The 16541-nt window shown below is 68.4% G+C and carries 19 protein-coding genes; 3 read left to right on the forward strand and 16 right to left on the reverse strand.

Annotation, left to right across the window (positions count from 1 at the left end; translation table 11 throughout):
• Positions 1-86: 86 nt before the first annotated feature.
• The 3 genes from ACFY3V_RS07670 to xylA all read right to left on the reverse strand — a co-directional run bounded on the left by ACFY3V_RS07670 (position 87) and on the right by xylA (position 3709).
• Complete coding sequence (locus ACFY3V_RS07670) at positions 87-737, reverse strand: DUF998 domain-containing protein (RefSeq protein WP_389770995.1); 651 nt, start codon at positions 735-737, stop codon at positions 87-89.
• 441 nt (positions 738-1178) lie between these two features.
• Positions 1179-2561, reverse strand: coding sequence for a xylulokinase (gene xylB / locus ACFY3V_RS07675; protein WP_362903899.1), 1383 nt, complete (start codon positions 2559-2561; stop codon positions 1179-1181).
• The gene (gene xylA, locus ACFY3V_RS07680) at positions 2558-3709 is read right to left on the reverse strand and encodes a xylose isomerase (RefSeq protein WP_362903901.1); all 1152 of its coding nucleotides are present in this window, start codon (positions 3707-3709) and stop codon (positions 2558-2560) included. Before xylA ends, xylB begins: the two co-directional genes overlap by 4 nt.
• 78 nt (positions 3710-3787) lie before the next feature.
• Here xylA and ACFY3V_RS07685 point away from each other — a divergent pair, with 78 nt between their 5' ends.
• Positions 3788-4981 carry an ROK family protein gene (locus ACFY3V_RS07685; protein ID WP_389770999.1) on the forward strand — a complete coding sequence of 398 codons (1194 nt, stop codon included), beginning with the start codon at positions 3788-3790 and terminating at the stop codon, positions 4979-4981.
• A 178-nt stretch (positions 4982-5159) separates the two neighbouring features.
• Here ACFY3V_RS07685 and ACFY3V_RS07690 read toward each other — a convergent pair whose 3' ends face one another.
• Genes ACFY3V_RS07690 through ACFY3V_RS07700 form a run of 3 tightly spaced genes read right to left on the reverse strand, consistent with a single transcriptional unit; the run spans position 5160 to position 6569 of the window.
• Positions 5160-5411 carry a hypothetical protein gene (locus ACFY3V_RS07690; RefSeq protein ID WP_350942354.1) on the reverse strand — a complete coding sequence of 84 codons (252 nt, stop codon included), beginning with the start codon at positions 5409-5411 and terminating at the stop codon, positions 5160-5162.
• Positions 5395-5817 (reverse strand): hypothetical protein, encoded by a 423-nt coding sequence (locus tag ACFY3V_RS07695; RefSeq protein WP_389771004.1) that lies wholly within the window; start codon positions 5815-5817, stop codon positions 5395-5397. Before ACFY3V_RS07695 ends, ACFY3V_RS07690 begins: the two co-directional genes overlap by 17 nt.
• On the reverse strand, positions 5814-6569 hold the full coding sequence (locus tag ACFY3V_RS07700) for a hypothetical protein (RefSeq protein WP_389771007.1): 756 nt from the start codon (positions 6567-6569) through the stop codon (positions 5814-5816). Before ACFY3V_RS07700 ends, ACFY3V_RS07695 begins: the two co-directional genes overlap by 4 nt.
• 175 nt (positions 6570-6744) lie before the next feature.
• Between ACFY3V_RS07700 and ACFY3V_RS07705 the strand changes: the two genes are divergently transcribed.
• Positions 6745-8043, forward strand: coding sequence for a helix-turn-helix transcriptional regulator (locus tag ACFY3V_RS07705; RefSeq protein ID WP_389771010.1), 1299 nt, complete (start codon positions 6745-6747; stop codon positions 8041-8043).
• Positions 8044-8493: 450 nt separating this feature from the next.
• Here the strand turns inward: ACFY3V_RS07705 and ACFY3V_RS07710 are convergent, their stop codons facing one another.
• The 9 genes from ACFY3V_RS07710 to ACFY3V_RS07750 form a co-directional block, all read right to left on the reverse strand.
• A complete protein-coding gene (locus ACFY3V_RS07710; protein WP_362903909.1) occupies positions 8494-9048 on the reverse strand; it encodes a PIN domain-containing protein in 555 nt (184 codons plus the stop codon).
• Positions 9049-9050: 2 nt separating this feature from the next.
• Positions 9051-9506: an excisionase family DNA-binding protein gene (locus ACFY3V_RS07715; protein ID WP_362519972.1), complete on the reverse strand. Its 456-nt coding sequence runs from the start codon at positions 9504-9506 to the stop codon at positions 9051-9053.
• A gap of 626 nt (positions 9507-10132) precedes the next feature.
• The gene (locus ACFY3V_RS07720; protein WP_350942330.1) at positions 10133-10600 is read right to left on the reverse strand and encodes a hypothetical protein; all 468 of its coding nucleotides are present in this window, start codon (positions 10598-10600) and stop codon (positions 10133-10135) included.
• 847 nt (positions 10601-11447) lie between these two features.
• Positions 11448-11951 (reverse strand): MerR family transcriptional regulator, encoded by a 504-nt coding sequence (locus ACFY3V_RS07725; protein WP_389771015.1) that lies wholly within the window; start codon positions 11949-11951, stop codon positions 11448-11450.
• A 447-nt stretch (positions 11952-12398) separates the two neighbouring features.
• Positions 12399-12821, reverse strand: a complete 423-nt coding sequence (locus ACFY3V_RS07730) for a PIN domain-containing protein (protein ID WP_362903915.1) — start codon at positions 12819-12821, stop codon at positions 12399-12401.
• Positions 12818-13048, reverse strand: a complete 231-nt coding sequence (locus tag ACFY3V_RS07735) for a hypothetical protein (RefSeq protein WP_362903917.1) — start codon at positions 13046-13048, stop codon at positions 12818-12820. Before ACFY3V_RS07735 ends, ACFY3V_RS07730 begins: the two co-directional genes overlap by 4 nt.
• Before the next feature lie 339 nt (positions 13049-13387).
• Positions 13388-13951 (reverse strand): ATP-binding protein, encoded by a 564-nt coding sequence (locus ACFY3V_RS07740; protein ID WP_362903919.1) that lies wholly within the window; start codon positions 13949-13951, stop codon positions 13388-13390.
• On the reverse strand, positions 13935-14129 hold the full coding sequence (locus ACFY3V_RS07745) for a DUF5999 family protein (RefSeq protein WP_350942327.1): 195 nt from the start codon (positions 14127-14129) through the stop codon (positions 13935-13937). The genes ACFY3V_RS07740 and ACFY3V_RS07745 overlap by 17 nt, the downstream gene beginning before the upstream one ends.
• Positions 14130-14366: 237 nt before the next feature.
• Positions 14367-14819 carry a MarR family winged helix-turn-helix transcriptional regulator gene (locus ACFY3V_RS07750; RefSeq protein WP_389771022.1) on the reverse strand — a complete coding sequence of 151 codons (453 nt, stop codon included), beginning with the start codon at positions 14817-14819 and terminating at the stop codon, positions 14367-14369.
• Between the two features lie 72 nt (positions 14820-14891).
• On the opposite strand from ACFY3V_RS07750, the gene ACFY3V_RS07755 reads away from it, so the two are divergent.
• Positions 14892-15401, forward strand: a complete 510-nt coding sequence (locus tag ACFY3V_RS07755) for a VOC family protein (protein WP_350942325.1) — start codon at positions 14892-14894, stop codon at positions 15399-15401.
• 159 nt (positions 15402-15560) lie between these two features.
• Here the strand turns inward: ACFY3V_RS07755 and ACFY3V_RS07760 are convergent, their stop codons facing one another.
• Positions 15561-16523 (reverse strand): asparaginase, encoded by a 963-nt coding sequence (locus ACFY3V_RS07760; RefSeq protein ID WP_389771286.1) that lies wholly within the window; start codon positions 16521-16523, stop codon positions 15561-15563.
• Positions 16524-16541 lie beyond the last annotated feature (18 nt).

The raw sequence follows: 16541 nt of genomic DNA on the forward strand, positions 1-16541 counted from the left end.
ATCGCCGACGACAATAGCACTGGCGGCTCCCCCTATTTGTAGCCTATTCGTGACATGTGATGAAAGAGTTTCCAGAAGTGAATGAGTCAGCCGAGGGCGGCGCGTGAGGCGTGAGCGGCGCCCCGCGCCCACGTCAGCCGCGCGAGCCGGACGGCGAGCACTCCGACCAGCGCGACCTCGGCGCCGAGCAGCGACCACTCGACGAGACCGACGAACATCCCCTGCCCGGGAAGCATCACGTAGACGAGCGCCAGCAGCCCGAAACCCCCGGCCAGCGTGAGCCACTCCACCGGCCTGGCCGTCGGCCGCCACCGCTCGTCCTCGGCGAACCGCGCCACCGTCAGGCCACTCGCCGCGGGCACCGCCGCCAGCACGGCGACCGACAGGTAGCGGTACGTCTGGGCGATCAGGTCCGTCCCCGTGGCGGGAAGCGCGGCGGGCAGCACCGCGAGGACGACGAGCCCCGCACCCCAGGCCAGCATCAGCCGCTCGGCCAAGGCGTCCACCGGCGCCCCCACGGCCCGCAGCCCGGCGACCACCGCGAAGGCCGCGATCCCCAGCGCCGCCATCGCGAGCCCGGCGGCTCCGGTGCGGTCCAGGGCGGCGTACTCACCGATCGTCAGATCGAGCGGGTTCGGGGAGAGGACCGGTTCGGTCAGTCCCGTGACGGCGGCCACGACGGCGACGACGATCGCGGCACATGCGATCAGGGGGTAGAGCCTCTTCGACGCGAGCATGCGCTAAGACTGTCCGCCAGAGGATGTTTCAGACATCCGGCGGCATCCCTGATCCGACCCTGAGGCGCCCCTGAGAGCCCTCGCCCCGAAACGGTCCCGGTACGCGGTCCCGGTACGCGGTCCCGGTACGCGGTCCCGGTACGCGGTCCCGGTACGCGGTCCCGGTACGCGGTTCGCCGCCTCCTGTTCGGAGGCGGCGAACCGTCCCGTGCGAACCGCGTCGGTGCGCCCGCATCCGGCCGCACTGTCGCGGATCCTCGCGGATCCTCGCGGTGTGAACCACGGCCGCGTGCCCCGTGTCCGGCTACGCGGCCGTGGATCCTCGCGGTACGCGGCGCGAACCGCGTACCCGTATCGGCTGCTCCACCGCGGATCCGCGCGGTGGGAGCAGTCACGGTCGTGTGGTGGGGGCCACGACCGTGTGGTCGCCGTGTCCGTGTCTCAGCCGAGGCCGCGGACCTCGGCGTAGCGTGCCCTGACCTCGGGCGCGGGATCGGCCTCGTAGTGCTCGACCTTGCCCGCCTCCCAGGCCGGCGGCTCGTCGCCGCCGAGCAGCCAGGCGGCCTGCCTCGCCGCACCGTCGGCGACGTACTCCCCCGGCTCGGGGACGACCACCGGCCGCCCGAAGACCGCGGGGGCGATCCGCCGTACGGCCTCGGACTTCGCGCCTCCGCCGATGAGCAGCACCCTGGCCGGGTCGAGCCCGAGGGCGTCGAAGGCGTCGGCGAGATGGCAGAGCATGCCCTCCACCGCCGCCCTGGCGAGGTGCGCCGGGGTGGAGGTGGCCAGCGTCAGCCCGTGCAGCGAGCCCGTGGCGGTGGGCAGGTTCGGGGTGCGCTCGCCCTCCAGGTAGGGGACGTGGACAAGTCCTCCGGCCCCCGAGGGCGCTTCGAGCGCCAGCCTGCCGAGCTCGTCCAGACCGACTCCGAGCACCCGCGCGGCGGCGTCGAGCACCCTGGCGGCGTTGAGCGTGGCCACCAGCGGGAGGAACCGCCCCGTGGCGTCGGCGAACCCGGCCACGGAACCGGTCGGGTCGGCGATCGGGCTCTCGGCGACCGCGAAGGCCGTCCCGGACGTCCCGATCGACACCACCACGTCCCCGGGCAGGGCGCCGACCCCGAGGGCCGCCGCCATGTTGTCGCCCGTACCCGGCGCGAGCCGCACCGCGTTCGCACCGGGGACACCGGCCGCGGGCCGTACCTCGCCCGCGGAGTCGCGGGGACCCAGCACCTCGGGCAGGCCCGGTAGGGTGCCGAAGGCCCCCTGGAGGAGGTCGGTCCGGTAGGCGCCGGTCGCGGGCGACCAGTAGCCGGTGCCCGACGCGTCACCTCTGTCGGTGACGAACTCCCCGCCCAGCCGCCAGGTGAGCCAGTCGTGCGGCAGGCACACCCTCGCCGTACGGTGGGCGGACTCCGGCTCGTGCTCGGCCAGCCAGCGGAGCTTGGTCACCGTGAACGACGCGACCGGCACGCTGCCGACCGCCTCGGCCCAGACCTCGGGGCCGCCCAGCTCCTTCACCAGGTCGGCGGCGGCTCCGGCGGAACGGGTGTCGTTCCACAGCAGCGCCTTCCTGACGACCTCGCCGGACTCGTCCAGGCAGACCATGCCGTGCTGCTGCGCGCCGATGCTCATCGCCTCGACGCCGTCCAGCCCGCCCGCCTGTGCCAGCGCCTCCTGGAGCGCCTGCCACCACGCCTCGGGGTCGACCTCGGTGCCCTCGGGGTGGGTCGCGCGTCCCTGGCGGACCAGGGCGCCCGTGCGGGCGTCCCTGATCACCACCTTGCAGCTCTGGGTCGACGAGTCGACCCCGGCCACCAGTGTCATCCGCGGACTCCGAGGAGGTAGTCCATCGCGAGCTGGTTGAGGCGCGTGAAGTGGAAGCCGCGCGCCGCCACCGCGTCGAGGTCGAACTCGTCGCGGTTCAGGTCGGCGATCGTCTCGCCGGGGGCGAGCGTCGGCTCGGAGAGCTCGGCGACCTTGCTCGCGGCGAGCGCCTCGGCGACCTCGGGGTCGGCGCGGAACGCCGCCACCTTCTCCTTCAGGATCAGGTACGTGCGCATGTTGGCCGCGGCGGAGACCCAGACGTCCTCGGAGTCCTCGGTGCGCAGCGGCTTGTAGTCGAAGTGCCTGGGGCCGTCGTAGCCGCCGTTCTCCAGCAGGTCGACCAGGAAGAAGGCGTTCTTCACGTCGCCGTGGCCGAAGATCAGGTCCTGGTCGTAGCGGGGACCGTGCTGGCCGTTCAGGTCGATGTGGAAGAGCTTGCCGTGCCAGAGCGCCTGCGCGATGCCGTGCGCGAAGTTGAGCCCGGCCATCTCCTCGTGGCCCACCTCGGGGTTGAGGCCGACGCGCTCGGAGTGCTCAAGCTCGTTGATGAACGCGAGGGCGTGGCCGATGGTCGGGAGCAGGATGTCGCCCCGGGGCTCGTTCGGCTTGGGCTCGATGGCGAACCTGATGTCGTAGCCCTGCTCGATCACGTACGAGGTGAGCAGGTCCATGCCCTCCTTGTAGCGGCTGAGCGCGGCCTTGATGTCCTTGGCGGCCCCGGACTCGGCGCCCTCGCGCCCGCCCCAGCAGACGTAGGTGGTCGCGCCGAGCTCGGCGGCGAGGTCGACGTTGCGGATGACCTTGCGCAGCGCGTAGCGGCGGACGTCGCGGTCGTTGCTGGTGAATCCGCCGTCCTTGAAGACGGGGTGGGTGAACAGGTTCGTGGTGGCCATCGGAACCTTGAGCCCGGTCTCGGCCAGCGCCTTCTTGAAGTTCGCGATGGCCCTGTCACGGTCGGGCTCGACGGCGAGGAGGTCGTCGTCGTGGAAGGTGACGCCGTACGCGCCGAGCTCGGCGAGCCGGTGGACGCTCTCCACCGGGTCCAACGGGGCCCTGGACGCGTCCCCGAAGGGGTCGCGGGCCTGCCAGCCGACGGTCCACAGCCCGAAAGTGAAGCGGTCTTCGGGCTTGGGGGTGTAGGCGCTCATCTGCGTTCCTCCGATTTAATCCACTTTATGGACTTAATATGGATCGAGGTGGTGGGATCGTCAAGAGGTGGATGCTCCATGACACAGGCTGTACGCCACAATTCGATGCGCGCCCGCAACCTGGGTGTGGTCCTCAGCGAGGTACGCAGGAGCGGTCCGATCAGCCGGGCCGCACTGGCCGAGATCACCGGGCTGACCAAGACCACGGTGTCGAAGATGGTCGGCGACCTGATCGAGGCGGGCATGGTCGCCGAGTCCGGCGCGCTCAGGGACGGCGAGCGGGGACGGCCCGGCACGGCCGTCGCGCTCAGCGGGCAGCGGGTCGCCGCGCTCGGCCTGGAGATCAACGTCGACTATCTGTCCGCCTGTGTGGTCGATCTCACCCTCGCGGTGCGGCTCAGATATACACAGGCTGTGGACAACCGCAGTGTCTCGCCTGTGGAAACCCTGTCCCACCTGGAACAACTTGCCCACAGGGCTGTGGACGAAGCTCGCGCGGAGGGCCTCACCATCGCCGGATCGACCCTCGCGGTCCCCGGCCCTGTGGAGGACGGGCTCGTCCACACGGCCCCCAACCTCGGCTGGCACGACGTCCGCGTCTCCGAACTGCTGAACTTCCCCGTCACGCTGGACAACGAGGCCAACCTCGCCGCCCTGGGCGAGCGCTGGTTCGGCTCCGTCCCCGGCGACTTCCTGCACGTGTCGGGGGAGATCGGCATCGGCGCGGGCCTGGTGGTCGGCGGGACCCTGTTCCGCGGCGCCAGCGGCCTCGCCGGGGAACTGGGCCACGTGGTCGTCTCCCCCGAAGGCCCCGCCTGCCGTTGCGGCGGCCGGGGATGCCTGGAGCAGTACGCCGGACAGGACGCGCTGCTGAGGGCCGCCGGACTCGCCGGGGTCCCCGACGGGGTGACCACCCTGCTGGGGCGCCTCCAAGCGGGCGAGCCCGCCTCGCTGGAGGCCTGCGAACGCGCCGGCCAGGCGCTCGGCGTCGCCCTCACCTCCGCCGTGCACCTGATGGACCCGGGGACCATCGTGCTGGGCGGGGTGTTCGCCCCCCTGTTCCCATGGATCCGAGGCACCACGCACGAGACGATGACCTCGCGACTGGGCGTGATGCGCCGCACCGTCCCCGAGCTGACCGTCTCCCGCCTCGGCGGCGACGCCGCCACCCTGGGCGCCGCGGGCCAGGTCATCCACCGGGTCATCGCCGACCCCTGGATCCACCTCGCCACCCCCGCCCCCGACCTCGACTCCCGCGCACCTCGCGGTTGAGCACTTTTCCCCTTCCCCGCGTTTCCCTCGTCTCCCCTCGTTGAGAAAGACCATCCGCGCCCTGATGAGCCGCCTGGTCGTGTCCGACCCTGCGGGCGACCCCTGGTTGTGCGCCACCGCCCGCAGGAGGTGGGGAGCGCGACGGCACGGGAGGCTGGTCGCCGTGCCGCCGCGCCGTTCATGGAGCCGTGGTCGGCTCGGTCCGGTCACCTCGGGGCCGGGTACGCCACAGGTCGAGGTCTATCTGTTGCATCCGGTCCCACAGTTCGGCGGCGCTGGTGGCGTGGACCGTGCGGCACTGGGCCGGGTCGGTGCACTCCCAGGCTTCGAACCGGCGAAAGCGCAGGCTCCAGATGACGCACCAGGTGGGGGCGTGATCCTGTACTTGCCGGGCGGCGCGTGCGGCGTCGGCGTCAGCGCGGGACAACATGCTCTGCCGGGGTCGTGTCGGTGAGTAGTGGTAGTTCGCTCTCCAGGAGGCTGGCGGCGGGGCGGACGCGCAGGATCCGGTAGTGCGCGGCGAGGCGTTCGGCGGCTGTGGCCGGGGCTGAGGCGGCGCTGAGCAGGTGGTCGCCGAATCGGTCGAGTACGGGGCTGGTCCACCAGAATCTCTCGCCGTCGCTGTAGGCGAGCAGGCCGAGGAAGACGGAGACGATGGCGTTGCCGGAGCGCAGGTGGTGGATGTCGGCTGAGACGTCGTGCACCTCGTTGAGGATGGTGGCGAGGTCTTGGGCTCGTGCTACGGCCTGGGTGTGGGGTGGTGGCGCGGCGGCGGGGATGTGGGAAGGAGCCGCGCCACCGCGCCTGCTCATGGGGTCGCGTGGGGTGGTGTTCATGCCGCGACCTGCTGTCGGCGCTCGTGACAACTGGGCTCGTGACAACTGGGCTCGTGAGGGCTGGGTGCGGGGGCGTTTGGGAAGTAGCGGACTTGGCCGGAAGTGAGGGCGGGGTTGGGCCAGGAGGTTTGGTGTTGGTGGTCGGGAGGGGCCGGCAGCAGGGTGAGCGGCGGCCGGGTGGGCGGTTGGCTCATGGTCGGGGGTGGAGTGCTGTGCTCGTGGGCGCGGGCCGCGATGCGGGCTCGGCGGCGGGCGAGGGGGTCGCGGGCGAGCGCGAGGCGGGTCGCGCGGTCCTGTCCGGACTCGACCGGCCGGGGTGCGGGACGCCGGGCGACACGGGCGTCGTCGCGGCGGGGTGGTGCGGCAGCGGGCCGCGCGGTTGGGCGAGGGGTGGGGTGTGGTGTCCGAATGGGCGGTGGCGCGGGCGCGGCGGGAACGTCCGGGATGGAGGCGGGTGAGGTGGAGTGGCGGGGCGCGGGCACCAGGGGGATGACCTCGGCGGGCGCCGTGGTGACGGGCCGCTCGACGAGAGGGAAGGGGCGCGTGCCGGTGCGGCGCGCCTCCAGGCGCATCGCCATCAGCGCACCGGTCGGCTGCGCGTACTCGTGATCGCTGGGTCGGCCGGGGCAGCCGTGGGCGTAGGGGGCGTGTCCGCACTCGGCGCAGCCCATCGGCAGCGGCGGCACGTCGGCGAAGCAGCGGCAGTCGTTCGCCGCAGTCCGGTCGAGAACCGGAGCATTAAAGTTGTTCACGGGTCAGGACTCATTTCCTGATCAAGGAGCCCGTCCTGGAGCGCGATGCCATGGGCGGGCTCCGCCTTTTCATGGGGGCTCCATGAAAACGCTCCGTGACCACTCCGCAACAGAGGATACTTTGGATGAGGGGGGGATATCCCCCCCTCATCCCCTGTGCCTTTGAGGTGCGCACATGAACGATCTTCCTGTGTGGGCCGTTCGATTGCGCGAAGAGCGGCAGTCGCGTGAATGGTCCTTGAAGGACATGGCTCGGCGGTTGATCGACGCCGCCGGCGGCCGTACCAGGGAACACCTGCCGACTCAAGAATCATTGACCCGCATGGTCCGCGCCTGGGAAGCCGGTAAGCATCGGCCGAACGAGCCCTATCCTGCGCTGCTCGCTCAGATCTTCGAGGTTCCCGAGAGGGAGTTGTTCGCAAATCCACCGAATGCCGATGAATTGGTGATGCCATCCGAGGGTATTTTCATCCGGAAGGCACCAGATGGAGACGACATGGAACGTCGAAGGCTTTTACAGATTGCCGCGGCCAGTGCCGGAATTGGGATATTTGGCGTCTCCGGTGAGCCGGTTCGCCAACTCCTCGAACTGTCCCTCGACCATGGTTTCCGAAGCGGCGAGGAGTGGGAGATATCCGCCGCCGACCACCTGCACGCGCTCCGCACCAGGCCGCCCGCACAGGTGGCGGCCGATCTCATCATCGACCTGCTCACGGTACGGCGGCAGATGGAGGTGTCATCTCCCGCCGAGGTGACCGAGCTGCAGCGGACCCTGGCCGTGCTGTCCAGCATTCACGCCAACGCGCTGACCCGACTGGGCGACCATGGAGCCGCTGTCCGTTGGTGGCGTACCGGACGGAGCGCGGCCGATGTCTCCGGGGACCGGGAGGTGCGTCTCCTGGTCCGCTCAGAGGAGGCCGGGCACGGGCTCTATGGGCAGCGCGCCCCGGAGACGGTCATGCGCCTCGTCGGCAACGCGGAGCAGGTCGCCGGCGGCCTCTCCGTCGACTTGCTGACCACCCGGGCGAAGGCCCTCTCGCTGCTCGGCAGACATGCCGAGGCGCGTGAGACGTTGGACGCCGTTGTCGAGCTGACGGAGAAGGGGGATCGCGGGGATTCGCTCGGCTTCTGGAAAGAGAACCAGATCTACTTCACACAGAGCTGGGTCCATGCCGGTGCGGGCGATGAGGCCAGAGCGGGCACAGCCCGGGAGAACGTGCTCAGGTTGACCGGCGACTACCAGTACCAGGCCAACGTCGCTCTGCACGAGGCGCTCTGCACGGTCGTCCAGGGCGCGATCGACGAGGGGGTCCGCCGAGCAGCGACGGTGATAGACCCTCTTCCTGTCGCCTACCGCAGCAACCACATCATCGAGACCGGACGAATGCTGCTGCGCGCCATCCCGCTCGACCAGCAGGACCGCCCGGCCGTCGGCGAGTTCCGTGAAGTTCTGTCCACCAAGGTCGCAACATAGTCGCCGATGGACAACCACCGCCGCCGAGGACGCATTCGGCACGATCTGCGTAGGGGATCCCGATCCCGACTGGATCACCTACTTCGACGCGGCCGAGCTAGCCGGTGTCATTGGAGGCCGTTACCTGGAGCTGTCGCGCCATAGCGGTCAACATACGGCCGTTGCCGTGACCCACATCGGCCGGGCACTGGACCTTCGCAGGCGAACCAGCATGCGCAGTCTCGCCCTGAGGTTCCCCCCTTAGCCCAGACACCGGCGGTGTGTCATCAGTGTCCGGCGGCCGGTGAAATCCGGGCCAGGCCTCACCGGAGGTCAAGCCGACGGGGCAGCTCACACCGGCGCCACCGGCGTCGCAGTAGCCGTTCGGCACCTGAAACAGGTCTTGCCGGTGGTAGCGGTTCGCTTCAGGCAGCAAATCATTCTCACTGTCACCTCAGCCTCGACGACCCGCTAACCAGCTCGGAGGGCGGCGACCGACTCGACCAGACCTGCTTTCTCCAAAGCGTCGAGCACATCGTCCACGGCCTCCGGCGGGTTCACCCGCGAGTCCGCGATCTGCTGAATACAGGCCCAGATCACTCGTCCATCGAACTCGATCTGGTTCAGCACGAAGTCATCGGGAGACTTGGCCTCGATCTCCCAGGGCGCCAAGTGTTCCGAAGGAAAGTCCCTGAGATTTGACGTGACGATGACCTGTGCTCCTACTTTGATCGCCGCAGCAAGCACATGCCGGTCATCCGGGTCGGGTAGCTTCAGCCCTTCGACAAGGGGTTCGTACCCCTCGACCAGGCAGTCTCGGACTGCGGAGTTCATGAGCAGGCGAAGCTTGCCCAGCTTCTCCTCCGGAATGTCTGGACGATTGGCCGCAAGGTTGCGCTGCATTTCGTCGAGAATCCTGCTGGTCCACTTGGCCTGGAGCCGTCCTGTCATGGCCAGGCGGATGAGCAGGTCGCGAAGCGTGTTGCCATAAAGCACATTCGCGTCATAGACCACCACAAAGCTCATGCTCAGATGCCTAGCTCCTGGCCTAGCGCGGCAAGTTGATCGGCAGCCGTACGACGCCTGGCGTCATCGCGGCGCTTGTACTCCTGAAGGTCTTCGCATGTGACGCGCCTGTGCTTACCAACCAGGCGGAAGGGAATCTCCCCCTCCTCCAGTAGCTTGATCAGGTAGGGACGTGAGACATTCAGCATGTCCGCCGCCTGCTGTGTCGTCAGCTCGGCGTGAGAGGGGATGACTGTCACTCCCCGCCCTTCGGCCGCCTGGGCGAGAATGAAGGCGAGCAGACTTACGGCTTCCCGAGGCAAGATCAGCGGGTCCTCCGCACCATGTTCGCCGACGACACGGATGACCGGCTGCTCGTGAGATCGCATGAGGTAGTCCTTGATGCGGCGTACGGCACGGCCGGCCATCTCAGCATCGATGCTTCCGGGTTGCACTCGCTTGGCCTGCACATCTGTCATCGCCGTACCTCCTTCTCGCAGTATCCGCAACAAACGAAATAAACGCAAGCGACGCCTACAGCATACGGCTCGCGCTCAGAGTTGAGCGCGAGCCGTACAGCGAGAGCTGTGGAGCTACTCCTCGGTCGGAACCAGGCCCGTCTGGCAGGCCGCCCACCCCGACGGGTCACCTGGCTTGACGTTGGTGCCGCCGATGCCGCAGCGGCCACCAGGGTTCGGGAGGCTGTCGCGGTCCGGACAAGAGATCACCTGATCGGCTCCCCGCCCTCAGGCTTCAGGCGTCGGTGTCCTTCGGGTGCCGGGGGGAGGCGTAGACGATCCAGACGGTGCGAGTGGCGTCATCGATGACATAGCGGACACGCCCGCCACTGGTGACCTCGAACTCCCACTGCTCCAGGTCCTGGCCATTATGACGATGAGTCGCGAGGTCACCGCGTAGGCGATGTTGACGCTCGTGATCCGCACGTGAGCGCGGATCAGCGCGCAACGCCTCGAAACATCGGCGTGTGTTGCCCAGGGCGTGGCGGCACAGCTCCTCCCACCCCTGACCGCGTCACCGGTACCGAACCGGATGTCCCATTCGTCATCCGGAGGCGGGACCGTGACCCGGTCACCCCGCTTTGGGCTCACGCTGAGACCTCTACCGCTCCATAGTCGCCGCTTGTGGCCTTGCGAGCCTGGGCGTAATGGGCGGGGTCGGCTTTGATTCGAGCGGTCGCCCGCCAGCCCGCGATGACTTCCTGCGTGGTGACATCGACATCGAGTTCGGCGGCGTCGGAGAGCGCCTCCACCAGTTCGAGGGTGAAGGCGCGCAGTTCGGTGGATGTGAGGTGGCGCACCCAGGGGAAGACTTCGGGCATGGCGATGACCAGTGTGCGGGCGGTCGGATCGTGCTTGATGAGCGCGAGGAACAGGCGGGATGCCGTAGCCAGGGTCTGCTCGCGCCGATCCTCACGATCAACGGCGGTCAGGTAGAAGTCTGGGGCGTCGCGGTGAGTGACGCGTACTCGTCCGAGGCGCGCGGCGCGTTCGGCGACGGCTCGGGGGTTTCTCGACAGGTCCGAGAAGGTGACGGCGTCGGCGTTACTGCTCACCCTCCCATCGTAAGTCAGAACACATTCTGAAGTCGGTGAACCGGAGAAGGAGCATCACACGATCGCCTGTCGGTAAGCAGACCGGACCGAGCCGCCAAACGCCCCTCGGCGCGAACAACAGCCATGAATCGTACGGCAGCCCCAAAGCATTCCCAGCTCGATGAAGGAGCAACGGCGAAGCCTCGCAGACGGACATGACTCACGACCAGGAAGTCAGAGGCGAGCCCCGCAAGCGGGCACAGCCCGCTCCCAGGAGCCAGGCGCGAGCTGTACCAGTGAAGTCGGCGTTACTCCTCGGTCGGGACCAGGTCTGTCTGGCAGGCGCCCCACTCGGATGGGTCACCTGGCTTGACGTTGGTGCCGCTTGGCGTGCAACGGCCGTTAAGTCCGGAGTTTGTCAGCTTGGGCGCTTACGCCGACGAGGCGGCTTGGCGAGATCACGGCAACGAGTCACCAGATCATCTATTTCCGGCAGGTTCGGATCCGCGCCGCCGTCGTCACAACAGGCGGGCTTGGTACGCTCACCCACCGGCGGCGCGTCCAGCCCGCACACCTCCCACAGCGAGGTATAGACGAGGTATAGACATCGTGCGTCCGGTTGCGCTCATCATGGGGTCCCAGCATTAGAACCCATGCGTGACCCGGCTCTTTGAAGGCGACCACGACGCGCATGGCGCCTCTCAGATGCTTGACGCACAGCCGACTCACCGGGAGTTCCCCCGTGAGCCGATATCCAAGGGCCGCGCAACCGCGCACTTCCAGATCACCGACAAAAGCGACAAATGACCTGAGATCTGCTCCGCGCAAGGTCTCAGCGTGCTTCTCCGCGAGAACCGAGAGATAGACCTCAGTCTTCACCGGCGGTCAGCTCCGAATTCTTGGAACTCCACTCTGCCCTGATCTCTCGCCACGGACGGCCCTCGCCCTGTTGCATCTGCCGAAGACCGTCGGTCAGCTGATCGTTCTCCAGAAGCTCCTGGTCCTGCAGGCGCTGCCAGACCGCCTCGACCAGATTCCGGGTGCGGCCGGCCTGGCGTAGATCCTGGACGAGCGTTGCCACGGTGTACAGACGCTCGGCTTCAAGCATCAGGCGGGGCCTTCCCCTGACCGGGACGAGTAGCCCTTCCTTGGCCCACGCGCGAACCGTCTTCTCGTCAACACCGAGAATCTTCGACGCGATCGTCGCCCGCACCGGCTCGGCGTGAGCGAGCAGATCCTGGACGACCTCCCGGACCGTGTCACGGGTGCCGGTCTCACGAGTGCTGGCGGCCACCTCGTCCAGCCGTTGTGCCTGCTCGAACAAGAGCAGCGCAGCCCGCTCCTCGATCTCTTTTCTGCGAGGAGCCTGCACTGTGGCACCCGTCTCACAATCACTCTGCGGCGGGAGCGTCCGATGCTTTCGCTTCTTAGCCGTTCCGGCTGAAGCCTTCCGAGGCCTGACATCGGTCACGAGGATGGTTCTCCTTCCCTCTTCAGGGTACTCCCTGTTTCAGGCCCAAAACCGGGAGTCAGGCTTTGATCTTTCGGCAAGACGGGTCACCTAGTGGCCCGTCTCCGAACGTTGACCGGGTATCACGACCGGGTGACCAGCTCTCTTCAGGTCTGGTTTCCCCAGCAAGGTTGTGTGACGGCCCACTAGCTTGACGTTGGTGCCACCGGCGTCGCAGTAGCCGTTCGGCACCTGAACAGGTCTTGCCGGTGGTAGCTCAAGGCCCGTCTGGCAGGCGCCCTACTGGGATGGGTCACCTAGCTTGACGTTGGTGCCTACCAACGCGATGTAGCCGGTGGCATGGAGCGGTCAGCCGGGCACCAGGGTGAAGGCGGTGACATGCGCGGGCCGCACCACGGAGAAGTCCCTGGTGTCCAGGGTGAACACCTCGGCGATGCGAAGACGCTCGGCGACGGCGACCACCGAGGCGTCCGCCGATCCGAGAGGAAGGTCTGAATAGCGCTCCACCAGGTCGGCGATACGGTTGAGGTCATCGTCTGTGAGATCGACCAGGGCGAAGATTCCGGATCTCAGCGAGCGTAGGAATCCGGCCTCCACCTTGGCTCCGCCGATCTTGCCGAGCATGTAGGAGACCTCACCTGCCACGAAAGCCGGAACGAGGAGTTCGCGTCGTTCTCTGCGGAACTGGTTGAACACCTCTACACAGACATCGTGCCTGCGGTCATTTCGGATGGCAGCGGCGACGATGGGGCCGGTGTCAACAACGATCACACTTCGTGACCATACCCCTGGCGCAGGAGATCCTCAGTGCGTTCGGCGATGTCGTCCCGCTCGGTGGTCACCGATCCGAACCAGGAAGGAGGCCACTCCTGACCCGGCTCACCCTCACCGGAGTGGACGAGACGCAGGGTATGCGCGCGCACCTCATGGAGCTGGTCCGGCGTCAGTCGATCGACCAGCCGATGCATGTCCTCGTACTCTTCAGGAGCAGCGGTCATAGCCGGAGTCTACGCCACCCCTGCCGGAAAGCACCGATCTACCAGCACACTTGCCCCGAAGCGATGCGTTCAGGTCCTGTCGCCTGAAGCGATCGGCTTCGTCGACTCTCCGGATCGACGAAGGGACAACAGCGAGCCCGCGCTCGGAAACCGGGCGCGAGCCGTGCCGGTGAAGTCGGCGCTACTCCTCGGTCGGGGCCAGGCCCGTCCGGCAGGCGGCCCATTCGGACGGGTCACCTAGCTTGACGTTGGTGCCGCCGATGCCGCAGTAGCTGTCCGGGTTCTTGTACAGATGGGGAACCTCAAAGCGAGGGGGATCATCCCATCGCGGATGGACGGTCAGGAAGCCTGGCGCGCCTGGTGGGCGGGCAGCTCGAACCAGACGGCCTTTCCGTACTTTCTCGTGCGCGTGCGGCCGGTGCCCCAGGACCGGGACAGGGTGTCGACGAGGAACAGCCCGCGACCGTTCTCACCCTCGTCGGATTCCTCGCGCACCTGGGGGAGGGATGGATCTTCGTCCTCGACCTCGCAGCGCAGCGTGCCCTCCCGGCAGGAGAGGGTGACGACCGGTGCTCCCCGCCCGTGGAGCACGGCGTTGGTGACCAGCTCGCTGACGAGCAGTTCCGCGATGTCGCTCTCCCCCGTGCATCCCCAGTCGTCGAGCTGGGTTCGGACGAGACGCCGCGCCAGGGGCGTCGAGGAGATGGCGGGCGACAGCGTCCAGGAGACCCGCCGGACGCGCGCCGCGCGGGCGGCTCGGATCACCGGCTCGCCGAGCCCGCGCAGGAGGCGCCGCCATCCCGGCGGACGGACGTTTCCCGGTCGGGCCGGAGAGACCGGCCGGCCGGGTGCCGTCTGCTTGGTCGCGGAGCCCTGGCGCATGAGCTCAGGCCGCCTGGGCATAGGAACCCCGGTGAGCCGGGATGCTGCGTCCGTCGGGCAGAAGCTCGCCGTTGTCCTCGAACAGCACCACACCGTTGCAGAGGAGTCCCCACCCCTGCTCGGGGTGGAAGGCCACCAGGCGGGCCGCGTCGTGGTCAGGAGCGTTCGCGGATGGGCACTGAGGCTGGTGCTGACACATGGCCGTTACCTCGATCCTTGACTCTCGCGGGAGAGTCTTCGGGAGCCACCGCTTCCGGATTGACGTTCATCGTCGGCTTTTCCGGTCCGGTGAGCTGCTTTCACCCCCTACGATGCCGCGCCCGCCGCCCGCTGTCTGCGCTGGCAGCACCCGTTTCCGCCCCATGCCAACGACCCCCCTGGCATACCTGCTAACCGCAATGCCCAAGCAAAGCCCCACCCCTGTCGGCGTATTCGGCTACGAGGGGTCCTGGGCGGGGAGGATCGCGGCGCAGATCTCTCGTAGTTGGCGGAGCTGGTCGGGGGTCAGGCGGTCGAAGAGGGTCTGTCGTACGACCTCGACGTGCCCCGGGGCGGCGGCGGTGAGGGCGGCGAGGCCCTCGTCGGTGAGGATCGCCCAGCTCACGCGCTTGTCGGCGGCGCACGGCTCGCGTCGCACCCAGCCGCGTTCCTCCAGCCGTTTCACCGCGTGGGACAGGCGGCTCTGGGAGGAGTTGACCTCCGCCGCCAGCTCGCTCATCCGCATCATGCGCTCGGGTGCCTCGGAGAGCTTCACCAGCACGGCGTAGTAGGCGTGTGGCATGCCCGAGTCTCGCTGCAGCTGCCGGTCCAGCTCCTCCAGGACGAGCTGCGAGGCGGCCATGTAGGCGCGCCAGGTGCGCTGCTCGTCGTCGTCCAGCCATCGCGTCACGGGACCATCTTACTTGAGCTCTCAATGAAACGGAGGTAATGTACTTGAGAGTTCAAGTTTTTGGGAGGAACCATGCCGGTCCAGCGACTCAACCACGCCGTTCTCTTCGTCCGCGACGTGGAGCGCAGCGTCGCCTTCTACCAGGAGGCGCTCGGCTTCAGGACGGTCATGGGCATGCCGGGCGCCGCGTTCCTTCAGGCCTCGGGATCCAGCAACGACCACGACCTCGGCCTCTTCGAGGTCGGCGCGCAGGCGGGCCCCACGGGGGCCGGGCGATCGACGGTCGGCCTCTATCACCTCGCCTGGGAGGTCGACACCCTCGCCGAACTGGAGCGGATCGCCCTCAAACTCGGCGAGCTCAACGCCCTCGTCGGCGCCTCCGACCACTCCACCACCAAGGCCCTGTACGCCAAGGACCCCGACGGGCTGGAGTTCGAGGTCTCCTGGCTCGTTCCCGCCGATCTTCTCACCGAGGAGACGCTGAACGGGCGCTCCCGCATCAAGCCCCTCGACATCGCGAGGGAGAAGGAGCGGTACGGCGCCGAGACGCGTGGCGGCCTCGGGGTCTCGATCCCCGCCTGAGCACTCCTGGTGGCGCGGGGAAGAGAAGGGTGATCCGGTGAAGGCCTCCCCAGCCCTTCACCGGATCACGGACTTCGCATCCACCGACGTGCCCGCAAAGTCGGGCGATACTCCCTTTTTTCGTGTTTTTTACCTATCCGTATATCCCCTCACCGAGGGTCACAGCCTGCCGAACCAGTCGCGTACGGCGTCGATCCCGCCGGTCCCGAGCGCGACCATCAGCGCGTACCGCGCCTTCGAGGGCGCCAGGCCGCGGGCGCCGATCGCCCCGACGCGAGCGGCGAGCCCCGCACCCGGGCGCAGTTCGTCGAACGGGGTCGCGTGGGTGCGGCACCTCGACGCGACGACCACCGGGATCCCCCACTCCGTCAGCTCGGCGATCGTCGTGAAGAGCTCGACCGGTACGTTGCCCAGCCCGGTCCCCTCCAGCACGACGCCCTGTGCCCCCGCGTCCACGACGGCGGTGAGCGACGCGGGACCGATCCCCGGATAGGTCTTGATCAGGGCCACGTCCGACGCGGGGTCCCCCACGAACGCGGGCGGCCGGGGCGGCGGGGCCGACAGCGGCTCGACCCGGCCGCCGACCACCCGGCCCAGCACGGGAAAGGGGCCCGACGAGAACGCCGCGACGCTCGTGGCGTCGACCTTGGTGACCCAGCGGGCCGCGTGGATCTCGTCGTTCACGCACACGACGGCCCCGGCACCGCGCAAGGCGCCGTCGGCGGCGGCCGTGATGGAGGAGGCGAGGTTGCGCGGCCCGTCCGGGGACAGCTCGTCCAGGGAGCGCGTGGCCCCGGTCAGCGCGATGGTTCCGCGCTCCGCCGCCCGGCCCGCGAGCAGGTCCACGAGATAGGCGGTCTCCTCCAGCGTGTCGGTGCCGTGCGTGATCACGACGCCGTCGAACCCGCGCTCCAGGACGGCCGAGCGTGCCCTGCGGGCCAGGTCCAGCATGGTCGAGGTCGACATGTCCCAGCTGGGCTCCGCCATCACGTCCTCGACCACGACGTCCGCGGCGATCGCGCCGGGCGGGAGTGCCCGCAGGAGCTCGGCCCCGGACGAGAACCCCGGGCGGCCGGGCGCGTAGGAGTAGGCGATGAGATCGCCGGTCGCCAGCAGCAGCACACGCTTCAAGGCGCGGTC

This window comes from Streptosporangium sp. NPDC000095, assembly GCF_042899335.1.
GTDB lineage: Bacteria > Actinomycetota > Actinomycetes > Streptosporangiales > Streptosporangiaceae > Streptosporangium.

Excerpts from the sequence above, each read along its gene's own strand:
- ACFY3V_RS07670 (WP_389770995.1), bottom strand. The coding sequence starts at position 737 with ATGCTCGCGTCGAAGAGGCTCTACCCCCTGATCGCATGTGCCGCGATC.
- xylB (WP_362903899.1), bottom strand. The coding sequence starts at position 2,561 with ATGACACTGGTGGCCGGGGTCGACTCGTCGACCCAGAGCTGCAAGGTG.
- xylA (WP_362903901.1), bottom strand. The coding sequence starts at position 3,709 with ATGAGCGCCTACACCCCCAAGCCCGAAGACCGCTTCACTTTCGGGCTG.
- ACFY3V_RS07685 (WP_389770999.1), top strand. The coding sequence starts at position 3,788 with ATGACACAGGCTGTACGCCACAATTCGATGCGCGCCCGCAACCTGGGT.
- ACFY3V_RS07690 (WP_350942354.1), bottom strand. The coding sequence starts at position 5,411 with ATGTTGTCCCGCGCTGACGCCGACGCCGCACGCGCCGCCCGGCAAGTA.
- ACFY3V_RS07695 (WP_389771004.1), bottom strand. The coding sequence starts at position 5,817 with ATGAACACCACCCCACGCGACCCCATGAGCAGGCGCGGTGGCGCGGCT.
- ACFY3V_RS07705 (WP_389771010.1), top strand. The coding sequence starts at position 6,745 with ATGAACGATCTTCCTGTGTGGGCCGTTCGATTGCGCGAAGAGCGGCAG.
- ACFY3V_RS07710 (WP_362903909.1), bottom strand. The coding sequence starts at position 9,048 with ATGAGCTTTGTGGTGGTCTATGACGCGAATGTGCTTTATGGCAACACG.
- ACFY3V_RS07715 (WP_362519972.1), bottom strand. The coding sequence starts at position 9,506 with ATGACAGATGTGCAGGCCAAGCGAGTGCAACCCGGAAGCATCGATGCT.
- ACFY3V_RS07735 (WP_362903917.1), bottom strand. The coding sequence starts at position 13,048 with ATGACCGCTGCTCCTGAAGAGTACGAGGACATGCATCGGCTGGTCGAT.
- ACFY3V_RS07740 (WP_362903919.1), bottom strand. The coding sequence starts at position 13,951 with ATGCCCAGGCGGCCTGAGCTCATGCGCCAGGGCTCCGCGACCAAGCAG.
- ACFY3V_RS07745 (WP_350942327.1), bottom strand. The coding sequence starts at position 14,129 with ATGTGTCAGCACCAGCCTCAGTGCCCATCCGCGAACGCTCCTGACCAC.
- ACFY3V_RS07755 (WP_350942325.1), top strand. The coding sequence starts at position 14,892 with ATGCCGGTCCAGCGACTCAACCACGCCGTTCTCTTCGTCCGCGACGTG.